This is a genomic window from Thiocapsa imhoffii, from assembly GCF_016583985.1.
Lineage (GTDB): Bacteria > Pseudomonadota > Gammaproteobacteria > Chromatiales > Chromatiaceae > Thiocapsa > Thiocapsa imhoffii.
In genome coordinates, this window is record NZ_NRSD01000002.1 from 1 (window position 1) to 26,895 (window position 26,895).

27 protein-coding genes, 2 tRNA genes and 1 pseudogene are annotated in these 26,895 nt (G+C 62.1%); 13 read left to right on the forward strand and 17 right to left on the reverse strand.

What is annotated here, in order from left to right; all coding sequences use genetic code 11:
• The first annotated feature begins 150 nt into the window (after positions 1 to 150).
• Both CKO25_RS21765 and CKO25_RS02485 read left to right on the forward strand, forming a co-directional pair.
• A complete protein-coding gene (locus CKO25_RS21765) occupies positions 151 to 2,658 on the forward strand; it encodes a mechanosensitive ion channel domain-containing protein (RefSeq protein ID WP_200386355.1) in 2,508 nt (835 codons plus the stop codon).
• Entirely contained in the window at positions 2,655 to 3,581 is a 927-nt protein-coding gene (locus CKO25_RS02485; protein ID WP_200386356.1) for an alpha/beta fold hydrolase, read from the forward strand. The genes CKO25_RS21765 and CKO25_RS02485 overlap by 4 nt, the downstream gene beginning before the upstream one ends.
• A 121-nt stretch (positions 3,582 to 3,702) precedes the next feature.
• Here CKO25_RS02485 and CKO25_RS02490 read toward each other — a convergent pair whose 3' ends face one another.
• Both CKO25_RS02490 and CKO25_RS02495 read right to left on the reverse strand, forming a co-directional pair.
• Positions 3,703 to 4,185, reverse strand: coding sequence for a hotdog family protein (locus CKO25_RS02490; protein WP_200386357.1), 483 nt, complete (start codon positions 4,183 to 4,185; stop codon positions 3,703 to 3,705).
• A 28-nt stretch (positions 4,186 to 4,213) separates the two neighbouring features.
• A complete protein-coding gene (locus CKO25_RS02495) occupies positions 4,214 to 4,555 on the reverse strand; it encodes a hypothetical protein (RefSeq protein WP_200386358.1) in 342 nt (113 codons plus the stop codon).
• A 209-nt stretch (positions 4,556 to 4,764) separates the two neighbouring features.
• Between CKO25_RS02495 and CKO25_RS02500 the strand changes: the two genes are divergently transcribed.
• The 6 genes from CKO25_RS02500 to CKO25_RS02525 all read left to right on the forward strand — a co-directional run bounded on the left by CKO25_RS02500 (position 4,765) and on the right by CKO25_RS02525 (position 10,457).
• Positions 4,765 to 5,526 (forward strand): MlaC/ttg2D family ABC transporter substrate-binding protein, encoded by a 762-nt coding sequence (locus tag CKO25_RS02500; RefSeq protein WP_200386359.1) that lies wholly within the window; start codon positions 4,765 to 4,767, stop codon positions 5,524 to 5,526.
• A gap of 239 nt (positions 5,527 to 5,765) precedes the next feature.
• On the forward strand, positions 5,766 to 6,305 hold the full coding sequence (locus tag CKO25_RS02505; protein ID WP_200386360.1) for a retropepsin-like aspartic protease family protein: 540 nt from the start codon (positions 5,766 to 5,768) through the stop codon (positions 6,303 to 6,305).
• Positions 6,306 to 6,449: 144 nt separating this feature from the next.
• Positions 6,450 to 6,983 (forward strand): retropepsin-like aspartic protease family protein, encoded by a 534-nt coding sequence (locus CKO25_RS02510; RefSeq protein WP_200386361.1) that lies wholly within the window; start codon positions 6,450 to 6,452, stop codon positions 6,981 to 6,983.
• A gap of 17 nt (positions 6,984 to 7,000) precedes the next feature.
• Positions 7,001 to 8,398 carry a formylglycine-generating enzyme family protein gene (locus tag CKO25_RS02515; protein ID WP_200386362.1) on the forward strand — a complete coding sequence of 466 codons (1,398 nt, stop codon included), beginning with the start codon at positions 7,001 to 7,003 and terminating at the stop codon, positions 8,396 to 8,398.
• Positions 8,385 to 9,308 (forward strand): PfkB family carbohydrate kinase, encoded by a 924-nt coding sequence (locus CKO25_RS02520; protein WP_242467354.1) that lies wholly within the window; start codon positions 8,385 to 8,387, stop codon positions 9,306 to 9,308. The genes CKO25_RS02515 and CKO25_RS02520 overlap by 14 nt, the downstream gene beginning before the upstream one ends.
• A 126-nt stretch (positions 9,309 to 9,434) precedes the next feature.
• Positions 9,435 to 10,457: an alpha/beta hydrolase gene (locus CKO25_RS02525; protein ID WP_200386364.1), complete on the forward strand. Its 1,023-nt coding sequence runs from the start codon at positions 9,435 to 9,437 to the stop codon at positions 10,455 to 10,457.
• Positions 10,458 to 10,588: 131 nt separating this feature from the next.
• Here CKO25_RS02525 and CKO25_RS20965 read toward each other — a convergent pair whose 3' ends face one another.
• The 3 genes and pseudogenes from CKO25_RS20965 to CKO25_RS02535 all read right to left on the reverse strand — a co-directional run bounded on the left by CKO25_RS20965 (position 10,589) and on the right by CKO25_RS02535 (position 13,166).
• On the reverse strand, positions 10,589 to 11,431 hold the full coding sequence (locus CKO25_RS20965) for a hypothetical protein (protein ID WP_242467403.1): 843 nt from the start codon (positions 11,429 to 11,431) through the stop codon (positions 10,589 to 10,591).
• A gap of 191 nt (positions 11,432 to 11,622) precedes the next feature.
• Positions 11,623 to 11,697 (reverse strand): annotated as a pseudogene (locus CKO25_RS21770) (ATP-binding domain-containing protein); the annotation flags it as partial.
• 2 nt (positions 11,698 to 11,699) lie between these two features.
• On the reverse strand, positions 11,700 to 13,166 hold the full coding sequence (locus tag CKO25_RS02535) for a GntP family permease (protein WP_200386365.1): 1,467 nt from the start codon (positions 13,164 to 13,166) through the stop codon (positions 11,700 to 11,702).
• 1,862 nt (positions 13,167 to 15,028) lie between these two features.
• Here CKO25_RS02535 and CKO25_RS02540 point away from each other — a divergent pair.
• Positions 15,029 to 16,099 (forward strand): patatin-like phospholipase family protein, encoded by a 1,071-nt coding sequence (locus CKO25_RS02540; protein WP_338115054.1) that lies wholly within the window; start codon positions 15,029 to 15,031, stop codon positions 16,097 to 16,099.
• Here the strand turns inward: CKO25_RS02540 and CKO25_RS02545 are convergent.
• From CKO25_RS02545 to CKO25_RS02565, 5 genes are all read right to left on the reverse strand, one after another.
• On the reverse strand, positions 16,096 to 16,269 hold the full coding sequence (locus tag CKO25_RS02545; RefSeq protein WP_200386367.1) for a hypothetical protein: 174 nt from the start codon (positions 16,267 to 16,269) through the stop codon (positions 16,096 to 16,098). The genes CKO25_RS02540 and CKO25_RS02545 overlap by 4 nt on opposite strands.
• A 531-nt stretch (positions 16,270 to 16,800) precedes the next feature.
• Positions 16,801 to 17,028, reverse strand: a complete 228-nt coding sequence (locus CKO25_RS02550; protein WP_200386368.1) for a DUF433 domain-containing protein — start codon at positions 17,026 to 17,028, stop codon at positions 16,801 to 16,803.
• 91 nt (positions 17,029 to 17,119) lie between these two features.
• On the reverse strand, positions 17,120 to 17,497 hold the full coding sequence (locus CKO25_RS02555) for a type II toxin-antitoxin system VapC family toxin (protein ID WP_200386369.1): 378 nt from the start codon (positions 17,495 to 17,497) through the stop codon (positions 17,120 to 17,122).
• A complete protein-coding gene (locus CKO25_RS02560) occupies positions 17,481 to 17,735 on the reverse strand; it encodes a type II toxin-antitoxin system Phd/YefM family antitoxin (protein ID WP_200386370.1) in 255 nt (84 codons plus the stop codon). Before CKO25_RS02560 ends, CKO25_RS02555 begins: the two co-directional genes overlap by 17 nt.
• Before the next feature lie 163 nt (positions 17,736 to 17,898).
• The gene (locus CKO25_RS02565; protein ID WP_200386371.1) at positions 17,899 to 18,093 is read right to left on the reverse strand and encodes a hypothetical protein; all 195 of its coding nucleotides are present in this window, start codon (positions 18,091 to 18,093) and stop codon (positions 17,899 to 17,901) included.
• A gap of 205 nt (positions 18,094 to 18,298) precedes the next feature.
• On the opposite strand from CKO25_RS02565, the gene CKO25_RS02570 reads away from it, so the two are divergent.
• Complete coding sequence (locus CKO25_RS02570; RefSeq protein ID WP_200386372.1) at positions 18,299 to 18,442, forward strand: hypothetical protein; 144 nt, start codon at positions 18,299 to 18,301, stop codon at positions 18,440 to 18,442.
• A gap of 34 nt (positions 18,443 to 18,476) precedes the next feature.
• Here CKO25_RS02570 and CKO25_RS02575 read toward each other — a convergent pair.
• Together CKO25_RS02575 and CKO25_RS02580 are read right to left on the reverse strand one after the other, a co-directional pair.
• A tRNA-Glu gene (locus CKO25_RS02575) sits at positions 18,477 to 18,552 on the reverse strand.
• A 169-nt stretch (positions 18,553 to 18,721) separates the two neighbouring features.
• Positions 18,722 to 18,797 (reverse strand) — tRNA-Ala (locus CKO25_RS02580).
• A gap of 193 nt (positions 18,798 to 18,990) precedes the next feature.
• Between CKO25_RS02580 and htpX the strand changes: the two genes are divergently transcribed.
• Positions 18,991 to 19,878 (forward strand): protease HtpX, encoded by an 888-nt coding sequence (gene htpX, locus CKO25_RS02585; RefSeq protein WP_200386373.1) that lies wholly within the window; start codon positions 18,991 to 18,993, stop codon positions 19,876 to 19,878.
• A 170-nt stretch (positions 19,879 to 20,048) separates the two neighbouring features.
• Here the strand turns inward: htpX and CKO25_RS02590 are convergent, their stop codons facing one another.
• The 5 genes from CKO25_RS02590 to CKO25_RS02610 form a co-directional block, all read right to left on the reverse strand.
• Positions 20,049 to 20,306, reverse strand: a complete 258-nt coding sequence (locus tag CKO25_RS02590; protein ID WP_200386374.1) for a hypothetical protein — start codon at positions 20,304 to 20,306, stop codon at positions 20,049 to 20,051.
• 141 nt (positions 20,307 to 20,447) lie between these two features.
• A complete protein-coding gene (locus tag CKO25_RS02595; protein WP_200386375.1) occupies positions 20,448 to 21,281 on the reverse strand; it encodes an HAD-IIA family hydrolase in 834 nt (277 codons plus the stop codon).
• On the reverse strand, positions 21,282 to 21,863 hold the full coding sequence (locus CKO25_RS02600; protein WP_200386376.1) for a DUF3501 family protein: 582 nt from the start codon (positions 21,861 to 21,863) through the stop codon (positions 21,282 to 21,284). It lies immediately after the preceding gene.
• A complete protein-coding gene (locus CKO25_RS02605) occupies positions 21,854 to 23,227 on the reverse strand; it encodes a heterodisulfide reductase-related iron-sulfur binding cluster (protein ID WP_200386377.1) in 1,374 nt (457 codons plus the stop codon). The genes CKO25_RS02600 and CKO25_RS02605 overlap by 10 nt, the downstream gene beginning before the upstream one ends.
• Before the next feature lie 191 nt (positions 23,228 to 23,418).
• The gene (locus CKO25_RS02610) at positions 23,419 to 23,928 is read right to left on the reverse strand and encodes a glutathione peroxidase (RefSeq protein ID WP_200386378.1); all 510 of its coding nucleotides are present in this window, start codon (positions 23,926 to 23,928) and stop codon (positions 23,419 to 23,421) included.
• Positions 23,929 to 24,269: 341 nt separating this feature from the next.
• Between CKO25_RS02610 and CKO25_RS02615 the strand changes: the two genes are divergently transcribed.
• Positions 24,270 to 25,013: a ferredoxin--NADP reductase gene (locus CKO25_RS02615; protein ID WP_200386379.1), complete on the forward strand. Its 744-nt coding sequence runs from the start codon at positions 24,270 to 24,272 to the stop codon at positions 25,011 to 25,013.
• A gap of 233 nt (positions 25,014 to 25,246) precedes the next feature.
• On the forward strand, positions 25,247 to 26,830 hold the full coding sequence (locus tag CKO25_RS02620) for an ATP-dependent DNA ligase (RefSeq protein ID WP_200386380.1): 1,584 nt from the start codon (positions 25,247 to 25,249) through the stop codon (positions 26,828 to 26,830).
• The last annotated feature ends 65 nt before the right edge of the window (positions 26,831 to 26,895 follow it).

A 26,895-nucleotide genomic window follows, 5' to 3' on the forward strand; every position in this document is an offset into this window, starting at 1 on the left:
CTTGCGCCGCGCCGATCCCCGAGCCCATCAGCAGGATGACGCGTTCCGCGTCGGGTGCGCCGACATAGTCGAACAGTTGGTACTGACGCCCGGTCAGGCTGGCGAAGCGGTCCATCGTGCGCTGCTGCAACGGCGGCATCCGAGATCGCCGTGGACGTGCAGGACGATGCGTCCGGGCCGGAGTCCGACTCGCCGATCGCTTTCGACCCCGGTGAGGTCGGCTTACCCGGTTTCATCGCCGCGCGCACCAGCGCGGAGGATTATGGTGTGCTCTTCGCACTGATCGACGCGCGGATCGCCGAGATCGAAGACCTGGTTGAGGAGCGATATACACGAAGGGATGATCTTCGCCTCGCCGCTTTGTCAGAACTGAGAACCTCGTTGCAACGTGAATCGGTGCTCGCCGCGCGTCTTCGCGAACTTGACGAGAGTTTGGCGCAACTCCAGTCGGCGGTAGCAACCGACGGCGCGGCCGCAGATGGCGCGGGCCTGACGATGGACCCACCCTATCCGTTGCGCATCCTCGATGAGCTGCGGACCGAGCGCACCTTAGCCGTGCAGACCCGCGAGGATGCCAGGCGCCTGCGTCGTCAAGCGGAGCGGCGGGTCGAGTTGGCTGAACGGGCGCACGCCGCCGCAGTGCGCGAACGTCGTCAAGTGCGTGACCGGCTTGTTCAGGCGCAGTCCGATGCGACCGCGGCAGAGCTGATCGAGGCGGTCGAGCTGGAGCTGGAGATCGCACGACTGCGCGTGCTGGTGACCCTCCAGGAACGTGAATCGGCGCAGGTCGGCGTCGAGTTGGCAAAGCGGGAGGAGTCTCTCGCCGTGGCACAGCTTGAGCGCCTGGACGTGCGGACCTTGGTGGTGGCGTCCGACATCATCTTCACCCAGGAGGCCCTGGAGGAGCGGTTGGCTGATATTCGCGAGCGTGAGGAGGCAGCGCACGCTCGCATTCAGGCGGCGATCGCGGCTGGCGATGCCGCCGAGGTAACGCTGTTCGAGGCGCGTCGCCGCCTGGCGGCTGCCGATGCGGAGGAGGCTGAATACGATCTGTTGCAGGAACAGGTCTTGGCGCGCGAGGCGGAGCTGACCGCCGCGCGCAAAGGAGCCGAGTATCTGCACCAGGCCGTGCGTCTCGCCGGCGTCGCCGGCATGCTCTATGAGCGGCGTTATGACGTGCTGCAAGCGCAAGAGACGCAACAGTGGCCGAGCTGGTTGCGGGAGACCGAGGCCTTGCGTCGCGAACTGGCGGAGGAGAACGCCTTCGCACAGGCGGAACTCGATGGCTTGCGTTCGATCCAGCTCACCCTGGCGGGGCGTCTGGCCCTGCCGGATGTGAATCCGGCCGTCCGTGTCGCGATCCGCGAGCGGATCGCGGCGCTCGAGCACCAAGAGGAACATGCGCGCTTTATGTTGCTCGTGAAGGATCAAGTGCGCACTCTCGCCGCGCGGCTGCAGGAACAACTGGACCCATTGGTGAGCGAACGCACGCTGGCGCAGCGCTGGGAGTCGGCCAAGCTGGATCTCCAGTCATGGTGGGGGATGGAGCTGTTCGTGATTCAGGATCATGGGATCCAAGTCCGCGACCTGGTGATCGGGCTCTCGGTCTTCACGTTGGTGTTGGTGCTCGTGTCCTTGGTGCGGGGATTCCTGCGGCGCACCGTGCTCCCACGCCTGGTCCGTGGTTCGGAGCCAGAGCGGCGAACGTCGCACGCCTTGGTGCTCGCACTGATTCGCAACACCAATTCAGTGGTCGTGGTGATCGTCGCCTTCTACGCGGCCATGACGGTCTCGGGATTGGTGCAGGGACATCTCAGGATCTGGCTCGGGATGCTCCTGATCGTCGCGCTCTACATCCAGGTCGGTCTCTGGGCAACGGCCGGGCTGGTGGACTTCGTCCAGCGCGAGCGCAGCCGCAAGGAGCTGATGGATCCCTCGGCGGTGACCGCCTATGGCCTGATGCTCTTTTTCTTGCGTGTGGGAATCTGGATCGTGGTCGTGGTCTCGATTCTGGCGCACTTCGACTATCCGATCGCGGGGTTGATCGGCGCGCTCGGCATCGGCGGACTCGCCGTCGCCTTCGCGGTGCAGAATATCCTCTCGGATGTCTTCCATTCGATGGTTATCCTTTTGGATAAGCCCTTCAAGGTTGGTGACTTTGTGGTCACCGGTGAGACCGCTGGCGTGATCGCAAGCATCGGTGTCAAGACGACCCGTATTCGCAGTCTTTCGGGTGAGATGGTGGTGGTGTCCAATACCAGCCTGCTGAACAGCACCCTGAGAAACTTCAAACACATGCGAGAACGCCGCGTGGTGTTTCATGTGCGGGTGACCTATCAGACCACCTCCGAGCAGCTCGAGCGCATCCCGCAGATGATCGAACAGATTATTCGTGCCCAGCGCTTGACTCGTTTCGACCGGGCCCATTTTTCGACCTACGGCGAGGGTTTTCTGGACTTCGAGGTGGTCTACTATGTGATCGGTGCTGATTACACGCTCTACATGGATATCCAGCAGGCGATCAACCTGGCCATTCATCGCCAATTCAAGGAAGCCGGCATCCGGTTCGCCTACCCGACGCGAGAACTCATCCTGCACCAGGACCCGCCCCCTATCCTGGCGGCGGGCGCTGACGGGATACGCGGGGCGGGCGGGTGACGACCTGGTTGCACCCTGGGCTCTTTGTTCTGCTGGCCGCTGCCCTGGGCGGCCTCATGCCGGTTCAGGCCGTCGCCTCCGAGGTGGAACTCATGGGTTCAAACGGACCGAAGCAGATGACCGCGTTGCTCCCAATCGACGATGTCGAACTCGCCTATCAGGTCTTTGGCGCGCCCAGTCCGGCCACGCCCCTGGTTATGATCATGGGGTATGGTGGACTGATGGAGATGTGGCCGCCCACGATCATCGAGACGCTGGCTCGAGAACGCCAAGTCATCGTCTTTGACCATCGTGGGATGGGGCACAGCAGCTCATCGGATCAAGCCTACTCGATTGCACGGTTTGCCGCGGATACCCATGCCCTGCTGCAGGCTCTAGGGGTCGAGCGCGCTCAGGTGTTGGGGTGGTCGATGGGATCCTTCGTCGCACAGGAGCTGGCCTTGCAACACCCGGAGCAGGTCACAAAGCTGGTGCTGCTCTCGGGGTCTTGCGGCGGACCCAGCGCGATCTGGCCTGATCCGGAGGTGTGGGCGCGACTGCTCGATCTCTCGGGAACACTCGAGGTTCGTGTCCAGCGGATGTTCGAGAATCTCTTCCCGCCAGCCTGGTTAGCGATAACACTTGATCCGCTGCAGGTCTTTCCCCCGATCACGGCGCCGATCGAGGATGCGCATCTGCGCCGCCAGGGCGAGACCCTTCGTGCTTGGCCCGGAGTCTGTGATCGGCTCGCTGAAATCAGTGCCGAGACGCTGTTGATGACCGGCACGGACGACATCGTGATCCCGTCTGCGAACTCGCGGCTGATGGCCGAGCGTATCCAGGGTGCGTCGCTGATCCAACTGCACGGTGGTGGTCATGGATTCTTCTACCAGGAGCCGGAGCGGACCGCGCGTTTGCTCGGTGCCTTTCTCGCTGGTGAGTGACCACGAGCCGCGCAGGCCGGTGTGATCCGGCGCCGCATGCCGCGCGGCGCGCTGGTCCCGCGGCCGAGTGTGCGGTGGTGGGTCTCGCGGCCGTGGGCACTTCACTGTTGAGGGTGGCGGATCAGTTCGTGTCTTGATGCGCGATCTGGTCCTGCCACCATTGGTGATAGGCGTCATCCGGCGGCACGACCTTGGCGGTCGCCTCGGTAACGCGGTTGCCCTCGGGGTCGGCGACGCCGATCCGCATCTCAAGAATCCCACCGCGCAGGATGCGCGCGACCTCGATGGTGATCACGAGATCGTCTCCTGGATAGATGGGGCGACGCAGCCGTTCCGGCACGAAGGTCAATCCCAAGGTACCATCGCCAGGGAAGGCCGTTCCAAAGATCGCCGAGATGCGGGTTTGGATCAATCCGCCAGGGACGATAATGTCGCGTGCCTCGGGAAACCGCACCCGTGCGGCAGCCAGGTCACGATGAATGGCGTTGTGATCACCCACGAGTCGACAATAGTGCTCAACATCCTCGCGGCTGAAACTGAGACGGCTCTCATGGCGCATCCCAACCTCGATCATGGATGCCGTCAAACAGTGGGTAGCGGTCATGGGTCGCGTCTCCTCCAGCGTGGTGCCCTCAAATGACGTCCAAGGCGCGAACCAGCGCCGCGATCTCGGGATGCTCCGACAAGGCACCGCTCCAGATCTGGTAGTGGCGTGCCGTGGTTGCATCGCCGACGGTCAATTCGGTCATGAAGCCGCTTGCCCCTAGCGGTGGGTGATGTGATTTGGGCTCGCCGAGATTGGCCAGGAGACGGCTGAGTTCGCCCTCTTGGGCCGCGTTGAGCTGACCTTGACGTGGTTCATGGCTGGTGTGATCACCACTGTCGATGCGATAAGCACCAGTGGGTGTGACCTCGATTTCCAGCACATAGTCATCTTCGCCGACGACACGATAATGGATGTGGGAAAGAGACATGGGGTTCGTTAGCCTCGCGCTGAGCATAACACGGCGCCTGCTGGACGCCTTGAAAAGCCCTAGTGTATACCCGGCGCGAGCGGATGTTGTGCCGTCATGGTGCGTGCGCGGTCGGACCCTGCCAGGTGCTTGCTTTTCCGCGAGGGCGTTGGCAGGCTCCGAACGAATCGAGTTTCTCTTGCAAAACCACAATGATGAGGAATGAATCGATGATGTCTCGCTCATGGCTGTCGATGGTCGTCCTGCTCGGGACCACGGTTGGCGTGTCCGCGCAGCCTTACCCATATGGCCCGCCACCGATGGCGCCCGGTTACGGCGGTCCTGGACCCTACGCCACCCCTTATCCCGCGTTGCCGCAAGCCCCGCTGCCCATGGCCCCGCCGCGCCCGACAACCGTACCCTCGGCTCCCGCGGCGCCGCAGGCACTGCCTACGGCGCCGCGCGCGCAAGCACCGTCAGAGCAACCGCAGAACCCCGCCATGGCCGCGACGGCCGTGCTCAAGGAGGGAATGGATCAACTGCTGGCCTTCCTCGGTCAGAAGGAGGTTCCGAATCGCCTGCAGGTCGCAGCCTTCCTCGACCGCGAGATTGCGCCCTACTTCGATTTCCAGGGCATGGCGAAGTGGGCTGCCGGCCCGGCCTATGAGCGATTGAGTAACGAAGACCAGCAGGCCCTGCAGGCACAGATCGAGGCGGATTTCCTGCGTACCCTGGTGACGCAGCTGATGAACTATCAAGGCCAGCAGATTCAGGTGCAAGCGCCGCGTGTGGGTGCGCGCGGATTGGTGAGTGTGCCGGTCACGCTGACGCGGCCGGGATCCTATCCCGCGCGACTCGAGTTCCGGATGCACCAGACGGAGCAGGGCTGGCAGATCGCCGATGTTCTGGCTGATGGCCAGAGTGCCGCCGCCTATTATCGTGTGCAGTTCCAACGCATGGCCGGGCAGGGCGATCGGGCACCGTCGCGCTGATCGGGTCACGCTTGCCCTATTGCAGGGGTCTGGCAACTGTGTAGCGCGGTTCCAGGGAGCGCGCGTTGGGTTACCTGCACGCAATCCGGTGTGAGACGGCAGGGCCGCTGCGGATACCTCGGATCCACCCGGGCGAACCACTTGCTGCTGGCGGGGACAAAGTAAGGAAACCCGTCATCGGCTCAGGCCGTCCAGGGGATGTCGTTCGCAGCGGTGAGAAACAGATGATGGACGGATGGATGAAGCGTGAACCGCCCAGTGCCGACGACATGCCATCGAAGGTTGGGCGCGTCATGCTGTTCGGGGCCTGGCTCACGGGTCTCGCACTCCTGGCCATGTTTTTTAATGAACTGATCGAGCGGCGGGAAAACCCCAATCCATCGCCAGTCATGGTGTCTGATCAGGGCATTCCGGAGGTGCGTCTCGAGCGCAATCGCGCCGGTCACTATGTCACGACAGGCGCCATCAATGGTGTGTCCGTTCGTTTCTTGGTCGATACTGGTGCGACCGATGTCGCCCTGCCGTTGGCGCTCGCGCAGCGATTGTCCCTGCCCTTGCGACCGGGAGGCATGAGCAAGACCGCCAATGGGATGGTGCGGACTTGGCGCACGCAACTCGACAGCGTTGATGTCGGTGGGCTGGTGGGCCGCAACGTCCGGGCGACCGTTCTGCCCAACATGCCAGGCAATGAGGTGTTGCTCGGAATGAGCTATCTGAAACACCTCGAGATGGTACAGCGCGGGCGCGTGCTGACGCTGCGGCCTCACGTCGGCCCCTGACGCGGCCGGGCCGGCGCGGATGCTGTGGTGCGTGAGTCCTGGTATCTGCGTCGTCCTCGCCACGAGGAGTGCGGCCATGCTGATTCCACTCTTCAGTCTCTCGTCATTCGTTGGGTTTCGAGTTAAGCTCATCCCATGCTTGGGATGCGACAAATCCATCGACAGTTCTTCCCCAGGGGGCTTTCGAGGCTGCAATTTGCCGGCCTAGCCTTCATCGGTCTGTTGATCGTCCTGGTGGTGAACGATCTCCTCGCCCGCCGGGAGAATCCCAATCCGAACCCGGTTGCCTATCTCGGTGCGACCGGAATCCCACAGGTCGTGCTGAAGGAAAATCACGTCAATCAATATGTCGTGACCGGGCGCATTAATGGCCTGCCGATCGATTTCCTGATCGACACCGGTGCCGCGGACGTGGCCATGCCGTTCGAGATCGCGCAGCGTTTAGGCTTACAGTTACAACCCGGCGGCATCAGCAGAACGGGTAACGGCAACGTGCGCACTTGGGTCGCGAGCCTGGAGAGTGTCGACGTGGGCGGTTTGGTGGCCTACGGTCTCAACGCGACGGTGCTTCCCAACATGCAGGGGGACCAGGTGCTGCTCGGCATGGCCTACCTCCGGCATATGGAATTGATTCTGCGCGGAGGGGAGATGACCTTGCGGCCCTATCGGACCCATTGAGTCGCACGCGTTAGCAGATGTCCGGGGATCCCACGCGACCAATCGATGAGAGTGATCGCGCCGAGGCGGCGTCATTACGCCAGGCGCTCGGTGCGATGCGCCGCGAGGCCGAGCGCGAAGTTGCACGGATCAATCTGCAACTGCGCGAGCAATCCACTGCCGAGCGTCAAGCGGCCTCCGCGGCGGAACGTCTCGCCTTGAAGCAGGCGCTGGAAAGCCTGCAACAGACGCTCGGGACGAAGGAACAGGCACTGGAGACGATCACCCGCGAATGCCGGCGGCTTGAGGACGTGCTGGAGGATCAGCATCTCGTCTTTGATGGGCTGCGCAAGGAGGTCGAGCGGCGTGATGACTCCCTGATGCGCGCGCAGGAAGAGGTCGAGCGTCTCCGTCAGTCGCTGCTCGATCTCCAGTCGCAGGCACCGCTCGTCCCGACCACCCTCACACGCACGGAACTTGCGGAGGTTCGCCACCAACCGGGGCGTGTCGCGCGGAGTCTGTCCCCTCTGGCCGGCTTGAGCCGATGGCTGCTCATTGGTCCTGTCGTGCTCCTCTTGCTCGTCGGCGCGATCTGGTTGAGGCTGAGTGCGATCTCGGCGCCCCCGGATGAGCCTCCAATCGTTGTCGGTGATGCGGCGACCACGACCGCCGAGTCCCCGGGGGCCGCGCCCGCCACCGCTGAGCCCCAACGGCCGCCGACCACGCGGGATCGACTGCGCGATGGATCCTTCGGTCCCCTGCTTTCAAGGCTTCCCGCAGGGCAGTTCCGGATGGGGCACAGCACCATGACCGCGAATGACTTCGGCCCTGTCCGGGAGGTGACGATCGCGCCCTTCTATCTCGGGGTGTACGAAATCACCTTTGCTGAATATGATCGTTTCGCCCGTGCCACCGGTCGTGCCTTACCCAATGATTTTGGGCGTGGGCGCGACGCGATGCCGGTCGTTGGGGTGAGTTGGAATGATGCCAATGCCTATGTGAATTGGCTGGCACGTGAAAGCGGGCGCGCCTATCGGTTGCCGAGCGAGGCGGAGTGGGAATACGCCGCGCGTGCGGGTGGCCGAGGTTCCTATTGGTGGGGGTTCGGCCTGGAGCGCAATTCTGCCGTATGTTTCGATTGCGGGAGCGCTTGGGACAACCGTTCACCCGCGCCGGTCGGGAGTTTTCCAGCGAGTCCTTTCGGTCTCCATGATACGGCTGGGAATGTCATGGAGTGGGTCGCCGACTGCTATCACCCCAGCTACGAGGGTGCACCAGTCAACGGCAGCGCTCGGTTGGATGGTCGCTGCGCGGCGCGTGTCGCACGGGGTGGTGCCTTCAATCGGCCTTCGTCTTCCATGCGAGCCTATGTCCGCGATCGGTTCGAGCCCGCGACGCGACTGGACATGCTGGGATTTCGTGTTGCCCGCGATTAGTGAGTCGAGCGCATCACGAGCGGCGCTGCCCGCAGACGTTGGCGGCGTGCTGGGTGTCGGTGTTGCCGTGTTGGATCTGATCCAGGAGGTGACATCCTATCCGGGGGAGGATGAGGAAGTGCGCGCCATTGCGCAGCGGCGGGTGCGCGGCGGCAATGTCACCAACAGTCTCACGATCCTCGCGCAATTCGGCCACAGCTGCAGTTGGATCGGCACCCTCGGCGATGATGCCGCCGCGGCGGAGATCCGCATGGAGTTGGTTCGCCAGGGGATCGATGTCAGCCAGGTCGTGCAGATAGCAGGAGGCACGTCACCGCTCTCGAGCATTCTGCTGAGTCGCGCCACGGGCAGCCGGACCATCGTACATTATCGTGACCTGCCCGAATTGGATGCGGCAGCGTTCGCTGAAGTGTCCCTGGAGGGACTGGCCTGGGTCCATTTCGAAGGGCGCAATCCAGTCGAGACCGAGCAGATGATTCGCCGTGTGCGCTCCGTGGCTCCAGACGTGACCATTTCGCTCGAGCTTGAGAAGAACCGCCCCGATATCGACATTCTATTCGATGGTCCGCATGTCCTCTTGGCCGGCCAAGCCTTCGCGCGCGCGCGTGGCTGGCAGACGCCCACGGTGCTGCTTGAGGAGTTGGCCGGTCGCAGCCGCGCAGACCTTTGTGTCGTGGCCTGGGGCGAGCAGGGTGCGGCATTGCAGCGCCGGGAAGGTCCGATTCAGCAGGTTCCGGCCGTCGTTCCGCCGCGTGTTGTGGACACCCTAGGGGCCGGAGATGTCTTCAACGCTGGGGTCATGGATGGGCTGCTGCGCGGCCTGCCCGCATTGGACGCGGTCAGACATGCGGTTCGCATCGCGGGGGCCAAATGCGGACGTATGGGTCTGGACCTACGCGATCTGGCCTGACTGCAAGGGCCATCGCTCCGACGCTGTCCTGCCCTGCATCGCCTCGTTACCGCAGCGTTTTGATGCCAAACGGCCACAGCAGCACCGATCCGCCAACCCCGCGCCCGTCCGGGCAGGAGATGTTCGATGTTCGAGATCCGCAGAGATGATCGGCACCCGATTGACCATCGCACCCGGATGCGCCGAAGACTGGCGACCCTGCTCTTGGCTAGTGTCGTTGCCTTCGCCGGTGCGGCCTTTGCCTTTCCCGACGCTGATGACGCCAGCGCCTTCCCGGTGCAATCCCCAGCGGTCCGTACCCTGACGCTGACCCTCGACAACGGCGATGTCGCCGATGTCTATCTCCCGCGCATCCGCTCGCGGCTTGCAGGCTGGTTCGAGGATAGCCTGCCGTTGGTCGCTGTGCTGCAGGGGGCGCTGGTGGACAAGTCCCAGTATCGCCAGTTGGCGCTGCAGCTCGCCCGTCGGGGCCATGTGGTGGTGGTGCCGAATCACTTCCGCACCTTCCCGCCGGCCTTTCCGGACCCAGTACTGTTCAGTGAGGTGGGCGTCGTCACCGCGGTCTACACGAGCATGGTCGCTGCCGACGCGGACCCGTCCTCGCCACTGTTCCGGGTTGTCGATACCGAACACATGGCCGTGATCGGTCACTCGCTCGGTGGCCGGGTCGGACTCACCGCCCTCGCCGGAGTCTGCGAGCCCGCGATCTGCACCGCACCTGACGGCACCTATACCCCGCCCGCCGCACTGCGGACCGGTGCCTTCTACGGGACCAATCTGCTCGGCGTCGATGGTGTCGTGATCGATCTCGACACCACGGGCGCGGCGGTGGCGCTGGTGCAGGGCAGTCTTGACGGCGTCTCCACGCCGGACAAGGCCGACGCCACCTATCCGACGCTGGAGTCACCACGCGCCCGGATTGACATCGAAGGTGCCAATCACTTTGGCATCACGGATCAGAACGATCCGCCCGGTGCCTGGCCCGATCCGCTGCAGCCGACCCTGCCCCAGCCGGTGGCCAACCATTACGTCGCGCAATGGATCGGCTACTGGTTGCGCTTTCACCTACGCAACGATCCTTGGGCGGAGATCTGGCTCTACCGGATCGGCGGCTCATTCGCCGGCATCGTCGAGGTCACGATCGACTGATCGTGCCGCCGTCGCGCCCCGCCTCCGTGGCCGATCCGCCCGGAAATCTGTCGGGCATCGGTCTCCTCCCAGAAGACTATCTCCCAGAAGACCATCGCGGAGAACAGGAGTCGCCGGACAAGTCATCGTTGTCAATCGGCGGCGCTGCCCGCGAAAATCGGCGGCAGCTGCTGTGGCAGGGCCTCGAAGCCCAACCGCATCGCATTCAGGTTCGGCATCGCGAAGCCAAGCGGGCGGTCGTCAGCGTCGACATAAAGGTTGAAGGCGAGCTCGATCAGGTGCCCGGTATCCGGATGTTCCAAGACCTCGGTGAAGGCATACTGCCGGACCGCCGAGGTGGCCTCGTCCGGTGCTGTAAAGGTCCCGCTGCCGAGTTTGTGGAGACTGACTCGGCCATTGGTGAGCACCTCGTCGCGGATCAGTCCGCGGCCGATCCAATTAAAGTGCTGTACCCCTCCCGCGGCCTCATCGTATAGGCGGGTCATCGTGAACATCGGCAATGCGCTTGGAGCCATGTCGATCAGGCAGGGGTCGCAGGCGGCCGTCGCCTCCACCGGGCTGCCGCCGATGTCCGCAGTGATGGATGCCTGGCCGTCGACGATGGCGATGTCGACGACGACCGGCTGTCCCGCGTAGTCGCCGATCCCGCGCGCCGCTTGCGCCTGACCGTCGGCGCCGTAGACCCATCGGCCTTCCACGCGCCACTGGTCGACGTCGCTGCGGATGACGCTGGTCACGATGCGCTGACCTTGCGCGTCGCGGACCACCTCGAAGGCCTCTCGACGGGGACTGGAACCACCCGGGATGACGATGACGCCAGCGTCCTCGATCCGCGCGCCCGGTGCGTGCGTGAACAGGCTGGCGCGCTCGACCGCTGCCAATTCCGGTGTCGCAGCGGCCAGTGGCGCCGACAGGGCAGATGCCGGGAGCAGTGCGCACAGAAGCAACAAGGGGCGGTGAATCGTCTTGGACATGGTTTTTGGCCTCGGTCTGTTGTGGAGGAATCACGCCTGCTTGTCATCACCCCGCCATGGGCGCCCAGCCGTTCCCGTCCCCGGCGATGCGACTGGCAGCAAAGCGCGTTTGGCTGACCGCAAGTGCAACCTTCCGGATACGACCGCATGATTCTATGCGATCCGTGTCGTCGCATCGTCGGCCCTCTGTCATGCTGGATCGCCAGCGGGATGACCACCGCCGGGTACTCCGATCCCTGGGCCTTGTACACGCTGCTGGCGTAGGCGGCTAGAACGATCCGAATAGGGTTCCCAACACGATCACCGCGGCCAGCGCAATGATGGCGCCGACGATGGCGACCATGACGATGTCGAGATAGCTTTCTTTGTGGGTCGCGCCGCAGACGGCAAGCAAGGTGACCACGGCGCCGTTGTGGGGCAGGCTGTCCAGGGTGCCGGCACCGATCACCGCCACCCGATGCATCAGCGCCGGGTCGATCCCAAGCTCGGCGGCAAGCTGTATATAGGTCGGACCCAGGGCCTCCAGTGCAATGGTCAGGCCGCCGGAGGCCGAGCCGGTGAGCGCGGCCAGCACGTTGGTGGAAACCGCGAGCGAAACCAGCGGACCGCCCTCGATTCCGAGCACCCAATCGCGCACCAGTTCGAAGGCCGGCATGGCGGCAACCACGGTGCCGAATCCGACCAGACAGGCGACGCTCACCACCGGCAGGACCGAGGCATTGAGGCCGGCATCCACGGTGTCACGCAGCCGCGGCAGGCGCTTCCAGTTGAGTGCCAGCAGGGTAAGGATCGCGGCCAGCAGGGCGACGATCACGGACCAGATCCCGCCGACGGCTGACGGCGAAGTCGGACCCCAGCGGTCTTCGGCGAGATAGCTCAGATCCAGATTGGGCAGGACCAGGAAGCTCATCGCCAGATTGACCGCGACGACCACCAGCAAAGGCAGAAAGGCGATGAAGGCCGGGGGCAGATCCGGGCTGATCTGACCCTGGTGAATCTCCGGCGGGTCGAAGGTGCTGGCGACGGTGGCACGCTCGCGCACCAGCGGATCCCCGGTCGCGACAACTGCGGGGTGATCCGCAATCGCGACCGGAGCGCTCTCGTATCCGACGCCGCTGCGGCGCGCCGAAGCCTCGCCTCGTGCCAACCACCAGAGCCCGAACAGCAGCATGATCGCCGCAGCGATTAGGCCGAGACCGGGTGCCGCGAAGGGTGTGGTCCCAAAGAAGGGCATGGGGATGGCGTTCTGGACCGCAGGCGTGCCCGGCAGTGCCGTCATGGTGAAGGTCGAGGTCCCGAGTGCAATGGCGGCGGGGATCAATCGGCGCGGGATGTTCGCATCCCGGAACAACGTCTGGGCCATGGGCACCAGCACGAAAAAGGCGACGAACAGGCTCACGCCGCCGTAGGTCACCATGGCGCCGGCAAGCACCACGGCCAGAATGGCCCGGCGTGCGCCGAGACGCTCACCCATGAACCGCGCGACGGATTGGACCGAGCCGCTGTCCTCCATCAGCTTACCGAACAGCGCTCCGAGCAGGAAGATCGGAAAGAACTGGGCGATGAATCCGACCGTTCCAGTCATGAAGGTCTGGGTCCAGTGCGCCAAAAGTGGCTCGCGCGCGAACAGGGCGGCAACCAGGGCTGCGGCTGGGCCTAAGAGCAGGACGCTCCATCCACGATAAGCAAACCCAATGAGGAGCGCGAGCCCCAACAGAATACCAATGAGACCCATGGCGATAGCGCCCTCCAAAAGGCTGTTCGGATGAAAGTTCGGTGGTCACGGCCGACGGCACCGGAGCGACAGAACACCTCTTGGCGTTTCGCGACGGCTCCGCATAGATCGCCGGCACGAGGTGTGGACTGACTTCATATCGTCTTTACACGCTTCAAGCGCGCATCAATCTGACGCTGATAAGGGTGTCGAGTGGAGCGAGGGCTCGCCGCGCGAGCCTCGGGAGGATGCCGCCGGTCAAGGCCGGGAGTGTTCTCCATGCCTGTGACGCAAGCATCAACGCGTCGGAAGCCATTCTATTTTGGATGACGAGTTTATCATTATTCGCGAATAAATGGCCACTCCGATCACGGAACGATGACAGTTGCGGGGAGGTTCCGAGGTTAGTCACTCAGAACTCATAACACTGCTTGTATATCAATGTATTTCCAGGCGTCTTCAACGACTTCGCTCATTAGGTCGGCCACGCAACCTTCAAGTAATCGTATGCTCCATGACCTCAAATTTCAACGTCAAAAGAGTTTCGAGAGATTGACGATTACTAGTGTTGGTGCTGTTGATTCATCCCATGATCGCGGCTTTGAATTTGGAAAACGTCGCTTAGTATCAAGAATATGGAACTTGTTTCTTGATATGTCGCCAAAGTTGTTCGATCAAATTTAGGTTTAGTGAGTAGGATGGCAAGTCGAACCCGTTCAATTCCAAGTTGACCATCTAGAGCTTGTACAATGTTGCATTTTTGGTGGCGTGCATGATCTAGAAATATGGTCACCGTCTGACGGCGATGCTTGACCACAAGCGCTCTCAGAAGATCGCAAACACTTCACGCATTGATGTATGAATTGTTCATGATCGTTACCACTATCACGGGTGATAGCATTGAGTGCTCGAAGGACATTGAACCGCTGCCTGCCCTCTCGCTGAATAGACAACTAATCGTTGAAAGGCGACACAGATAACCGAGCAATGGTTGGAGAAGGAAATGCGCCGCATCCACAAAATAGACCTGTCAGATGCCTTCCTTTGTGTCTGAGATCATATCTCTATATTTATGATGATAAAAGATTTTTTCTTGTTTTCTGTTATCTGGTTTCCCTGGGAAGCTTCCTGTTTTTTAGTCTCAGTCCGCACGAGAGTCGGATGTGACGCACATGGGGCAGAGAAAAAGAGAGTCCTGTCAGGTGCTCGATTTCTGCTAATGCTTCTTTGAGGCTGCGTGGAAGATGCTTAGAAAAATGCGTTTCCAAGAATGCGCGATCCGACTCGCCGACTGGTGGGAGTGACGTTTCTCTTCACTAGACAGCCCGTGCTCGGTACCAGTCCGAATCGTCTTGGTGACTGTATTCGGAGACGCACGACTCATTGAGGTAAATTCATGGCGTGGTAGGCCAAGGTGCTTATGCCAAAAAGATGGTCATACGTTTCCGCGCAATCGGACCAGAATGGTGATGGTGATGGCGATGACGTTGAATGAGGCATTGATCTTCAACTGAAAATCGGAAACCTAGCAGATAGTCACCTATGACTAGATCAACAAAATAGGCGGAAAAATATTGTGGGTCTTTAGATTAAAATAAATATCAATATTTCGCGATCAATTTATTTAATCTAGGATAACAACGCTCCGCGTTGTCACGAATCCCCCGGTGCTCCGTGACACGTTCCGCGATGACCGGAATGACGAGAAATGCTTCTTCATCGATACAGTAAAAGATTGGAGCAAGTTAATTTTGATGATGACGATTTCTCCGGAATCCGGTCATTCAGCGGCCTTGCCAAGTTGCATTCAAGCGCGTCCGGCGCGTATAGTTATTTTTTATTAAGATATTACGTGTTTTCATCACACCATGACCCAATCCTACGTGAAGAAAATCGACCTCGGCCTCCAAGGCGGCGGCGCGCATGGCGCCTTCACCTGGGGTGTGCTCGACCGCTTGCTTGCCGAGGAGCGCATTGAAATCGAAGGCATCAGCGGCACCTCTGCCGGGGCAATGAACGCCGTGGTCGTTGCGGATGGCTTGGCAGCCGGCGGACGCATGGCGGCGCGTGAGGCACTCGCGCGCTTTTGGCGCGCGGTCAGCGACGCCGGGCGGAACAGCCCGATCCAGCGCACCTGGCTCGACCAGATGCTCGGCCGCTGGACGCTCGACTTCTCGCCCGGCTTCCTGACCATGGACCTGTTGAGCAGGCTGGTCTCGCCCTACGAAATGAACCCACTCAACATCAACCCGTTGCGTGACCTGCTCGCGGCCAATGTCGACTTCGATCGGGTCAACCACTGCGATCCGCTGAAGCTGTTCATCAGCGCCACCAATGTCCGCACCGGTCGTCCGCACATCTTCAAAAAGCCGAAGATCACGGTGGATTCGGTGATGGCCTCGGCCTGCCTTCCGCTGATGTTCCAAGCGGTAGAGATCGACGGGGAAGCGTATTGGGACGGCGGTTTCATGGGCAATCCGGTCCTCTATCCGCTCATCGAGGAAACCTCCTCGAGCGATCTCGTCATCGTGCAGATCAACCCTCTGGTGCGCGAGAGCCTGCCCCGAACCGCACGGGATATCCTCAATCGAATCAACGAAATCGACTTCAACTCAAGCCTAATGAAGGATCTGCGTGCGATCCTGATGCTCAAGATGCTAGGCAGCGCCCCGGAGCACCAAGACGAGCGCCTGCGCAATCTGGCCGTTCATCGCATCCACGCCGAGCAGGAGCTCGTCGACCTGGGCGTATCTTCGAAGATGAACGCCGAATGGGCATTCCTCCAATACCTGCACGACATCGGCTGGCGCACCGCCGAATCCTGGATCAACGACCACTGGGATGATCTTGGCGTGCGCTCCACCTATCCGCTCGAGCATGTCCTCTGGGGCCTGGACACCGTCATGCAGGACGCCGCCGATGCGGCAACCGCTTCGCCCGATCATGAGGTTTAAAAGGAACCGAAAAACTGACCGGTACTGATGATCGCGACGAGTGCGATCAGGGTCCCGCCGAGCATCACCACCGCGATGTCGCGATAACTGCCCTTGTGGCCGACTCCGGCGATGGCCAGCAACGTGACCACGGCGCCGTTGAGGTGGTCAATCGAAAACGGATACCCCATTCAGCCGCATCGGCCAGTTGGCCGGTTCTCTCGAACGCATCTGGACTCTGGTCGCCCAGGTACGAATGCAATCGCCGACTGTTGTGGAACATCGTGATGTCGTCGACGATGTCTGCCCAGGCTTCCTCTCGGCTCTGGTCGCTCTTCGTCCAGCTTGCGCATCAGCCGGAGCTTGAGGTCGGCGAGCATGCGGTCGACCTCGCCCCGCCCCAGCGAATCATCCGCTAGACCGGTCTGTTCGTGGATCAACCGGCGGGCCGCGTCAATCAGGGCCTGATGTCGATCGATGTCCAGCGCCTGATCCTTGAGAATGGCCTCGTGTAGGTATCCGCCTTGGTGCGGCGGTAGACCACGGCGTTGAGCCGATGGGCGTTCCTCGACCATCTCCTCGGGGCTCTCGCTGGTTGTAGCGCACACGAACCAACTTAAGCCTCCTCCCTTTAGGTCGCGCACAGCGCGGTTTGCACATCATTCTGCGCGTGTATCACCCAGCGCGCGATGGGTCGACCGCGGATAGGATTTCCAGACAGCTCATGCGACGCATAGGTTCGAGACACGGTGCTCACGGTCAGCGGGAAAGGCTAGACAAGCTAAGATGTCCTCATGCTCCAGCTCTGGATATTCATCCAGGATCTGTTCGATCGTCGGCCCACTCGCCATGAAAGCCAGCACGTCATAAACCGTGATCCGCATGTTGCGGATACAGGGTTTACCACCGCGCTTGCCTGGCTCGATCGTGATGCGTTGCCTATTGATCATGAATGATGCCTCTAGGTCTTTAGTCGCTCCGATGGGGCGTCGAATAAACACGATTCGTGAAGAAAATTCATTAAAGCGCAGCGTGCCCAACCTACTGGCGCACGAGGTGCGTCCCCGGCAGGTAGTCGTGGAACAGCCGATCATAGGTGAGGATTTGCATCCCCTCGCAACGGGCCTGCGCGATCAGCAGACGATCGAAGGGGTCTTTGTGATGCGCGGGGAGGTCGAGTACGGTCTGGGCATGGCTCGGCGTGATATTGAGCCAGCCGAATCCCTGAGCCCCGACATCCTCCACGATCCGGCGGGAGGGGAGCGTCATCTTGCCCAAGGCGTGCTTGATCGACATCTCCCAAACCGCAACGGCGCTGACGAAGGCCCCTGTCTGCTGGATCAGCGCGACCGTCTCGGGATCGCCCAGGGCATCCATCATCCAGTCGTACAGGATGCAGGTATCAAGGAGCAGGTGCATCGTCGTCGTCGTCGGCAAAGAGTCGCTCGACCGCTTGGTCGGTCTCGGCTGAACGCCACTCGGTCGAATAGGGCACTTGTCCCTTCCAGGCGCCGGGCGGTTTCACTCGGGAGGGCGCATAGGGAACGATCCGGGCAACCGGGACGCCGTTACGGGCGATCAGTACCTCCTCACCGCGTTCCGCCGCGACAATCAGGCTGGAGAGTTGGCTCTTGGCTTCCAACATGTTGACCTGCATTGGTGATCTCCGAAATCATGATTGGCTAATCTTAGCCAAGTCGATTCAGAGGCGCAAATGGTGTTGGGTTGCCGATCTTGCCAACTGATGCGGAGCCCTTTCATCCCTGCTTATCGCCTCAGCTCGATGAAGGGAACAGCCACCTCCAGGCCCTCCAGGATGCTCAATCCGCCGTGCGTGAGCGTCGCGAGTCCTGGCCTGGATCGTCGTGGTCGTGGAGCCGGTGATCGGGCCATCGGTGCCAGAAGACCCAATCCGGCTCGGAGCCGACCAGCTTGGCGCAGTCGGCCCAGGCGATGTCGACGGATTCGGTGCGCGCGCCGGGGAGCTGCTCGACGCGCAGCGTCAAGGTATTCACCTGGGTGCCCGTGCCGATGCCCTAAAACGCGGCGCTTGCGCTCGTTCCAGTTTCGAACCGCGCGCTCGGCGTCCTGTTCGCTGCGCGCCGGCGGATCATCGTGCATCGCGACCCAATGTACCGAAGCGAGCAGTTCCATGCCGTAGGGGGTTTCGAAGCGCGCGATCAGATCGCTGACCCGTTCGAGCCGCTTCAATGAATCCGGATGGCCCGCCAGCTGACCGACCGACCAGCGGACTGGCTGGTCATGATCGCGCCGGGCTGTGACGTGGACGAGGCACGGCAGGCGTTGATCGCCCGCTTCGGGATTGAACGGCTGTTACCCGTCAGCCAACCGCCAGCCAAATAAAAAGGGTTAGCGCAAGCTAACCCTTGATTCAGATTGGCGTCCCCACGGGGGTTCGAACCCCGGTTACCGCCGTGAAAGGGCGGTGTCCTAGGCCACTAGACGATGGGGACAAATTGTTGCGAGAAATTCTCGTATCGCGTCTTTCTCTGTGTTCTATTCAACCTGTTCAGAGGTCACAAGCTTGAGCGAACGACCATCTGGACGGTCCGATGGTTGGGTGGCTCGATCAACACACTCAACTCGCCGCAATGGTCGGCTTGCATCATCCGGCATTCAAATTGGTGGAGCCAGGCGGGATCGAACCGCCGACCTCAACACTGCCAGTGTTGCGCTCTCCCAGCTGAGCTATGGCCCCATGACCTTCGAGACGCGAAATACTACCGGCGGTGATTTCGTTTGTCCAGACCGATTTTGATCCTTTGTTGTCTCAAACGCGACCCAATATGGAGGGCCATGAAACCCAGGTTTGGGTGTGGTCTTGCGCCCCGGGTCTGCCCGGTGCATGGTGAAACAGGTCTCGGTAACCTTCTCTCTAGGAGTCTTAATCAATGATGCGAATCTTGTTGTTCCTGGCAACCAATGCGGCCATCCTGGTCGTCATCAGCGTCGTGTTCCGACTGCTGGGGATCGATGGCCTCTTGCTTGAAAGCGGCGGCATGAACATGGGCGCGCTGCTGATCATGGCGGCCATCATCGGCTTCAGCGGGTCCCTGATCTCGCTTTTCCTCTCCAAGACCATGGCCAAGCGTGGCATGGGCGTCCAGATCATCGAACAGCCCTCAACGCCCTTCGAGCGCTGGCTGATGGAAACGGTTGCGCGCCAATCCGAGCAGGCGGGGATCAGGATGCCCGAGGTCGGGATTTTCGACTCGCCCGAGCCGAACGCCTTTGCGACGGGTTGGAATCGGAATGATGCCTTGGTCGCCGTGAGCACCGGGCTGCTTCAGCACATGACCAAGGATGAAGTGGAGGCCGTGGTCGGTCATGAGATCAGCCACGTCGCCAACGGCGACATGGTGACCCTGGCGCTGATTCAGGGTGTGGTCAACACCTTCGTGGTGTTCCTCGCCCGCATCATCGGGCACACGGTCGACCGCGTGGTCTTCAAGAATGAAGAAGGGCATGGGATTGCCTACTTCGTGGTGTCCATCATCGCCGAGATTCTGTTGTCCTTCCTCGCGAGCATGATCGTGATGTGGTTCTCGCGGTATCGCGAGTTCCGGGCGGATGCGGGTGGCGCGCAACTGACCAGTCGAACGCAAATGGCCAATGCGTTACGTGCGCTCCAGCGCGTGCATCAACCACATGATCTGCCCGCGGGAGAGTTCGCGGCCTTTGGGATCTCCGGCAACATCGGGGATGGTCTGAAGGCACTCTTCGCCAGTCATCCGCCCTTGGAACAGCGCATCGCCGCCCTGGAGCAAGGCCGCAACTGAGCCTGAGGCAGACCTGGGACGCGGGGACCGCCAGTCACCGCGGCGCCCCAGGATGCGCCCGACGTCTGGTGAGCTGAGAAATGTCTTGACTGCAACGCCCGGCGATCGAGCCGGGCGTTGTGTTGTGTGGGCGATGCACGCCCAGGCGCAGCTCGGTGATGCCCTGCCGCTCATCCTAGCCTGGGAGTGTGACGGGCAACCAATCTGGCCTGCAAAGCAAGCTGTCGCGTGGCCTTGGCATCGAGACGATGCGTGATCGAGCTGAAGGGCATGATGACCTTCAGCGGTCCGAGCGTGACCAGCATGAGCACGAGGATTTGCGTGAATCCGAGACGGTAACCGCCCTCGTCAGCCGCGAACGCTGCTGGGGTGACCAAGATCAATGCAAGCAGTAGGAGCGAGAGCGACGTGCGTGTTCGCGGCGGCATGAGGGATTTCAGCGCATTGGTCGAGGGAAGGGACGGTGCGGTGTCGCACGCGTGTCGCTGCCATGGGTCGCACGCGACGCATGGGTATGGCGTCCATCGGCAGCCGGAATTGTAGGCTTGAACCGCCAGCGGTGGTAGCGCTTAGGAGCGGTCGCGCTCCGGGGACAGCAGGCCTGGGTGGTCGCGGTCGAGTGCGTTCATCAAGACGCTGAGGTCGTCACAGTCGTAGTCGGGCTGTGGTAATGCCGTGGGCCAGGGGCGGCCTGGTGGGTATTGACCGCTGCGCACCAGCGCCGTCCACATGCCGAGACGCTCCGCGCCGGCAATGTCGGTGTCGGGCCGGTCGCCGACCATGAGGCAGGCCCCCGCTGGGCAGTCGAGGAGCGCGAGCGCCATCTCATAGAGAAGTGGCTCGGGTTTACCGACAAAGGTGGGGGTGACCCCGGTCGCGGCCGCAAACGGCGCGACGAGGGCACCACCCCCGGGCAAGGTTACATGGCGTCCGTTGCGCACGCCATCGACGGACGGGTCGGGATTGGTCGCGACCAAGCGGGCTCCGCGGCTGAGAATGAGATTGATCCCAATGGTCAATTGCTCGAAGTCGAGGCCCGGCCCTTCCCCGATCACAACCACGTCCGCCCGTTCGCTATCCGGTTGCCCCACCCTGCGCAGTGCCGCGTCGAGGCTCCCGGCGCCAACACAGAAGTAGCGGAAGTTTTCCCGCCATTGCGCGAGCCAGCGCGCGGTTGCCAGTGCCGAGGTGATGATACGCTCGGGGTGCGGGCGCGGCAGTCCCATCGCGCCTAGCGCGTCGGCGATCTGCTCGGGAGTCCGTATGGGATTGTTGGTCACGAAGACATGCGGGGTCTCGGCGAGGCGAGTGAGCAAACGACGGGCACCCGGCAGGGGACGGTCTCCATGATAGAGGAGACCGTCCATGTCGAGCAGGAGGGCGCGCGGTTGCTCCGAGTGCATTCAGTCGGCGAGATCCTGGGTGAGTGAGGCACAGACCGCGGGGGTGGCCACGCTCTGGTAGCGGTATTCTGGATGCGCGATCCCGAGCGTGAGTGACGCGCCCTGCTTCATCGCGACCGCCATGTCCTGCGCGAGATCGAAACGCAGGAAATGGACGGCGGCGGTTTTGGTGTCATCCGTGCGTTCCAGGTCTTCGTCGGCGACGGCATAGACCCGTTCGAAGTCCTCGATCTGCATCCAGACCGAGTCTTCGATCCCACGCAGGCGGGCCAAGGCGTCACGCCGCTCGGCGATGTTCTCAAACTCGATCATGAAGGTCGCCTTCCAGTTGCGCCCGTCGGGGATCAATGGATTGTAGGCATCGAGTTCGGCTTGAATCTCGGCGGTCTCGAAGAGGCGCTCGGCGCGCAGCATCTCCTGGACTTGATACTGCATGGTCAGGCGATCCTCGAAATAGAGGGTCGTGTGCGAGCCGATGGCAACCCGTCGGTGTTGCTTGTGCGCCATCACCTTGGCTCTGAACTCACGTCGGATCCCTGCGTAGTCCTCGAGACTGTAGAGGTCAGTGCGGGTCAACGGCATGGTGAGGCTCCTTGCGGGTGTGTGTCGATCCCGTAGGCCATGCGGAGCAGGCTCAGCGGGTGTTTCTGCTGCCCGTCCCGGCCGAGCGCATGCGCGATGTGCGCACCCGCCATCGGGCAATCGCTGCCGAAATGATCCGGTGCGGCCTGTTCGACACGTTTGGCCACGGGGCGGGCGATTTTCATCGCGGCGTCATGGAACTCCTGCTTCACGGCGTAGGTGCCGTCATGGCCTGAGCAGCGCTCGATGATCTCCACGGTCGTGTTGGGTACCAAGGCCAGCACCTCGCGCGTCTTTTGACCGATATTCTGAACGCGTTGATGACAGGATGCTTGATAGACCACGGTGCCGAGCGATTGTTTGAAGTCGGTCGCGAGGAGACCCTGGCGGTGGCGCAGCAACAAATATTCAAACGGATCAAAAATCCGTGCTTTGACTGCGTGGACCTCGTCATCCTCGGGGAACATCAAGGGCAGCACTTGCTTGAACATCAGCACGCACGACGGGACCACGGCGACGATGTCCCAGCCCGCGTCGACCAGCCCTTTCAGGATCGGGATGTTCGCGTCCCTGGCCGCCTTAACGGCAGCGAGATCACCCAACTCCATCCGCGGCATCCCGCAACATTGCTCGCTCGCGGGCAAGGTCACCACCAGAGCGGAATGCTCGAAGACCGCGATCAGATCGGCGTTCAACTCTGGTTCATTGTAGTTGCCATAGCAGGTGGTGAAGAGTGCGACCCGGCCGGTCGTGGGCCCCGCCGCTTGTCCGGCTGCCGCGTGGCGGATCCGCCCCCGCTCACGCGTGCGAAATGGCCTGCTCGAGTAGGCTGGCAGCGTCGCATCCGGGTGGATGCCGAGGAGGTTTGCGATGACTTTGCGCCCCAAGGCGTTGGTGCGCGTCGCATTGACCACCGCGTTCACCACCGGGATGCCGGCCAGTGTGCCGACCGCATCGGTACGGCTCAGCACGCGATCACGTAGCCTGGTCTGGCCTTGCCGGAACTTCACCGCCTTTGCACGCAGCATCAAATGAGGGAAGTCGAGATTCCACTCATGCGGGGGCACGTAGGGGCATTTCGTCATGTAGCAGAGGTCGCACAAATAGCACTGATCGACCACCTTTCCGTAGTCGGCTTTCGCAACCCCGTCGACTTCCAAGGTCTCAGCGGCGTCAACGAGATCGAACAGGGTTGGAAAGGCCTGGCACAGATTCACACAGCGCCGGCAACCGTGGCAGATCTCGAAGACGCGCTCCAGTTCCGCGGCGAGTGCATGCGGGTCGTGGAAGGCGGCGGTCTGCCAAGCCAATGGGTGCCGGGTCGGTGCCTCCAGGCTGCCCTCGCAGATCGGTGTCACGGCCATCGCGCTTCCTCGTCGTCACCTCGTTCTCAAATCGATGCCTGGGGCTCTCCGGCGTCGCGTCTTCTGCTGGCCGCAATCGCTTCAGCCTGTTGTAGCGCGTCGCGTGAAACAGCCGCAGGTCGACCTCGTCACGACCCCGCACGTGGGCGGTGGTGTGACGGCGGTTGTCCGATGCGCGGAGCAGGCTTCATTCAGAGCAATTTTTCGATGGCCCGCACAATCTTGCGGTCGTCTGGCTTGGTGAAGCTGACATAATGGTCGACCAAACGACCCTCGCGGTCGATGAGATACTTGTAGAAATTCCACTTCGGGTAGGGCGCCCCGGCGTCGGCGAGGCGTTGAAAGAGCGGCGAGGCCGCGCCGCGTTTGACATGGACCTTTTCGAACATGGGGAACTCGACGGAATAGGTGAGACGGCAGAATTGCTCGATCTCTTCCTCGTTGCCCGGCTCCTGATTGGCGAAGTCGTTCGATGGAAACCCCAGAACCACGAGCCCTTGATCCTGATAGCGACGATAGAGTGCCTCGAGTCCCTCGTATTGCGAGGTGAAACCGCAGCGACTGGCTGTGTTCACGATTAGGATCACTTGGCCCTGGTAGGACTCGCAGAGGTTCACGACCTCATCACTGGCGAGTCGGCGGGTCTCGATGTCAAGCAGGTGCGAGCAGGTTTCCGGGGCGGCTTGAGGTGTGGTGGTCATCACAAACAGTCCTATGAGGAAAAGGAAGACTTGGATCATGTCGATTGCGTTACAGTTGAGGTGATGGAGAATTCGGTGAAAACAATCGTGCGGCGCGCTGGAAGCGCAAGCCCCGGCGGTCATCGATGTCCGTCACTGACCGTTCCCTGCATGACTGCGTCACAGGGGGGCGGATTGCACCGGCGCCATCAGAATTGATGTGCACGACATGGTGGCGGGAATTGGAAAACCGACGCCCCACACCAACGATGTTCTCTGCTATCGCGAACGCGCTCGGAGCGACCTGGCAACAGCTGACGGTTGCGCGCGGGGATCCATGATCAAGAAGGGCAGGAGTGGCTATGAATGATTGGGTGAAGGCGACGGTGGTTGGCAAGCATGCCTGGACCGAGGGTCTCTACAGTATGCAGTTCGACGGACCTGTCGCCGACTTCAAGGCCGGGCAATACATCAAGGTTGCGCTCGACATCGAGGGTGATCGGGTTGGGCGACCCTATTCGTTGGTGAATGCGCCCCAGGAGCGCCCGATCGAAATCTACTTCAACGAAGTGCCAGAGGGGCCCCTGACGCCGCGCCTCTCGGATCTGAATCTGGGCGACACCGTCTGGCTTTCCGCCAAGCCCGGGGGAATTTTCACGCTGGAGACAGTGGCGCCGGCACCGACCCTGTGGCTGCTTGCGACTGGGACCGCCCTCGGGGTCTATCTGTCCATCCTGCGATCGCCAGACCCATGGGAACGGTTCGAGCGTGTCGTCTTGGTCCATGGGGTGCGTCACGGCGCGGACCTGGCCTATGACGAAACCATCGCGGCGATCGGAGCGCGCTATGGCGATCGTTTTGCGTTCGTCCCGGCGGTGACCCGCGAGGAACGGCCGGGGGCACTGCCGGGCCGGATTAGTGACCTCTTGACGGACGGGCGACTGGAAGCACGCCTTGGTCAGCGGATCACTGCGGAGACGAGCCACGTGATGTTGTGTGGCAATTCGGCAATGATCAAGGATGTGAAGGTGATCCTTGAGAATCGGGGGCTGGTGCGCCATCGACGCCATGTCCCGGGTCAGTACACGACCGAGCAATATCATTGACGAGGATCAGGATACTGGCGGTCGGGTGATGCGCGCGGCGGTGCGAGCAAAGGCGGCTTGACGCTCGGCGCGGCCGGCCACGGCGGCACTCCGTTCGCGCTGGCCCAGGTTCAGGCTGGCGTTAGGCGTCGGCAGGTTTGGTGCGAACAGGATCCCTATCGAGGGATGCGCCTCATGCCGTGCGCTCAATCCGCCGATCACATCGATCCTGTTGCAACGGTCTCGAGGACATCATGTCTGAGCACACCGACCCGCCACGCGCCATCAGTTTCACCCGCTTCGAGATCCTGGTCCAAACCGCCGCCGCCGTCGCGAGCCGTTCATCGCGAAACGATAAGATCACCTTGATCGCAGCCCTCTTGGGGCGTTTGACCAGCGACGAGGCCGCGTCAGCCGCGAGCTTCATGTCGGGCGAGATCCGACAGGGTGCGCTTGGTGTCGGGCGGGCCTTGCTCAACGGCCTCAACGGCGTGACGCCGAGTCCGCAAGCCCGTTTGACGATTGGTGAGGTTGACGGCTTCTTCGAGCGGTTGCGGGCGCTAGGCGGGGCTGGTTCCCAGCAGCAGCGACGTCTGCTCCTGGAACAACTGTTCGGGCAAGCCACGCGCGATGAGCAGCGTTTCCTCGCGCGTCTCCTCGTCGGTGAATTACGCCAAGGCGCGGTCATCGGGGTGGTGATGGAGGCCGTGGCCCAGGCCGCCGCCCTGAGCCCGACACTGGTACGGCGCGCCTTGATGCTGTGTGGCGAGACGGAGCGCGTGACCCGGGTGGCCTTCGAGCGCGGGGAGCCAGGATTGCGTGCGATCGGACTCGAGCTCTTTCGTCCGATTCGCCCCATGTTGGCGCACCCCGCCGACAGTCTCGATCATGCACTGTCCGCATTCGCGCATCCGCACCTCGAGGTCAAGCTCGATGGCGCGCGCGTGCAGGTCCACAAACTGGGGCGCGATGTGCGGGTCTTCAGCCGTCAAGGCCATGACGTCACCGCAGCGGTGCCGGAGGTTCCGGAATTGGTTGCGGGTCTGGGCGTCCATGACCTGGTGCTGGACGGCGAGGTTCTGGCGATGCGCGCCGACGGGCGCCCCTATCCGTTTCAAACGAGCATGCGGCGGTTCGGCCGTCGTGTCGACGTCGAAAGCCTGCGTGCCGAACTCTCGATGACGCCCTTCTTTTTCGACTGTATGCAATGCGATGGCGAGCTCCTGATCGATGCCCCGGCAAGCGAGCGGTTCGCGCGGCTCGAGGAGGTGGTCCCGGAGCGTTTTCAGGTGCCGCGAATCGTCCCCGCGGATGCCGAACAGGCGCATGACTTCCTCGCGCGCACGCTCGCGGCCGGTCACGAGGGCGTGATGGTGAAGGATCCGTCGGCGCCCTACGAAGCGGGTGTGAGATGTCGCCACTGGCTGAAGATCAAGCAGTCGGAGACCCTGGATCTCGTGGTACTGGCGGCTGAGTGGGGCAGCGGCCGGCGCAGCGGCTGGTTGAGCAATCTGCATCTCGGCGCGCGCGACCCCAGTGGCGGTTTCGTGATGTTGGGCAAGACCTTCAAGGGTCTGACCGACGAGATGCTGGTTTGGCAGACCGCGCGGCTATCCGCTCTGCGCGTGAGCGAAGCGGGCGGGCTTGTCACGGTGCGCCCCGAACTGGTGGTCGAGGTGGCCTTCAACGAGATCCAGCGCAGTCCGCAATATCCCGCGGGGTTGGCCCTGCGCTTCGCTCGTGTCAAACAACACCGGCCGGATAAACGGGCAGAGGAGGCGGACGAGATCGCGCGGGTCTGGATGCTGTTCGAGCGGCAGCTCGCCTACTTGCCATGAGTGAGCGCCACGCAGGTGTGCATCGATTCGTGCTCGCGGGCTCTCAACCCGTCAAGCGCTTGCGT

Excerpts from the sequence above, each read along its gene's own strand:
- CKO25_RS02490 (WP_200386357.1), bottom strand. The coding sequence starts at position 4,185 with ATGACCGCTACCCACTGTTTGACGGCATCCATGATCGAGGTTGGGATG.
- CKO25_RS02495 (WP_200386358.1), bottom strand. The coding sequence starts at position 4,555 with ATGTCTCTTTCCCACATCCATTATCGTGTCGTCGGCGAAGATGACTAT.
- CKO25_RS02500 (WP_200386359.1), top strand. The coding sequence starts at position 4,765 with ATGATGTCTCGCTCATGGCTGTCGATGGTCGTCCTGCTCGGGACCACG.
- CKO25_RS02505 (WP_200386360.1), top strand. The coding sequence starts at position 5,766 with ATGAAGCGTGAACCGCCCAGTGCCGACGACATGCCATCGAAGGTTGGG.
- CKO25_RS02510 (WP_200386361.1), top strand. The coding sequence starts at position 6,450 with ATGCGACAAATCCATCGACAGTTCTTCCCCAGGGGGCTTTCGAGGCTG.
- CKO25_RS02515 (WP_200386362.1), top strand. The coding sequence starts at position 7,001 with ATGTCCGGGGATCCCACGCGACCAATCGATGAGAGTGATCGCGCCGAG.
- CKO25_RS02525 (WP_200386364.1), top strand. The coding sequence starts at position 9,435 with ATGTTCGAGATCCGCAGAGATGATCGGCACCCGATTGACCATCGCACC.
- CKO25_RS20965 (WP_242467403.1), bottom strand. The coding sequence starts at position 11,431 with ATGTCCAAGACGATTCACCGCCCCTTGTTGCTTCTGTGCGCACTGCTC.
- CKO25_RS02535 (WP_200386365.1), bottom strand. The coding sequence starts at position 13,166 with ATGGGTCTCATTGGTATTCTGTTGGGGCTCGCGCTCCTCATTGGGTTT.
- CKO25_RS02545 (WP_200386367.1), bottom strand. The coding sequence starts at position 16,269 with ATGGGGTATCCGTTTTCGATTGACCACCTCAACGGCGCCGTGGTCACG.
- CKO25_RS02550 (WP_200386368.1), bottom strand. The coding sequence starts at position 17,028 with ATGATCAATAGGCAACGCATCACGATCGAGCCAGGCAAGCGCGGTGGT.
- CKO25_RS02555 (WP_200386369.1), bottom strand. The coding sequence starts at position 17,497 with ATGCACCTGCTCCTTGATACCTGCATCCTGTACGACTGGATGATGGAT.
- CKO25_RS02560 (WP_200386370.1), bottom strand. The coding sequence starts at position 17,735 with ATGCAGGTCAACATGTTGGAAGCCAAGAGCCAACTCTCCAGCCTGATT.
- CKO25_RS02570 (WP_200386372.1), top strand. The coding sequence starts at position 18,299 with ATGGCCCGCCAGCTGACCGACCGACCAGCGGACTGGCTGGTCATGATC.
- htpX (WP_200386373.1), top strand. The coding sequence starts at position 18,991 with ATGATGCGAATCTTGTTGTTCCTGGCAACCAATGCGGCCATCCTGGTC.
- CKO25_RS02590 (WP_200386374.1), bottom strand. The coding sequence starts at position 20,306 with ATGCCGCCGCGAACACGCACGTCGCTCTCGCTCCTACTGCTTGCATTG.
- CKO25_RS02595 (WP_200386375.1), bottom strand. The coding sequence starts at position 21,281 with ATGCACTCGGAGCAACCGCGCGCCCTCCTGCTCGACATGGACGGTCTC.
- CKO25_RS02600 (WP_200386376.1), bottom strand. The coding sequence starts at position 21,863 with ATGCCGTTGACCCGCACTGACCTCTACAGTCTCGAGGACTACGCAGGG.
- CKO25_RS02605 (WP_200386377.1), bottom strand. The coding sequence starts at position 23,227 with ATGGCCGTGACACCGATCTGCGAGGGCAGCCTGGAGGCACCGACCCGG.
- CKO25_RS02610 (WP_200386378.1), bottom strand. The coding sequence starts at position 23,928 with ATGACCACCACACCTCAAGCCGCCCCGGAAACCTGCTCGCACCTGCTT.
- CKO25_RS02615 (WP_200386379.1), top strand. The coding sequence starts at position 24,270 with ATGAATGATTGGGTGAAGGCGACGGTGGTTGGCAAGCATGCCTGGACC.
- CKO25_RS02620 (WP_200386380.1), top strand. The coding sequence starts at position 25,247 with ATGTCTGAGCACACCGACCCGCCACGCGCCATCAGTTTCACCCGCTTC.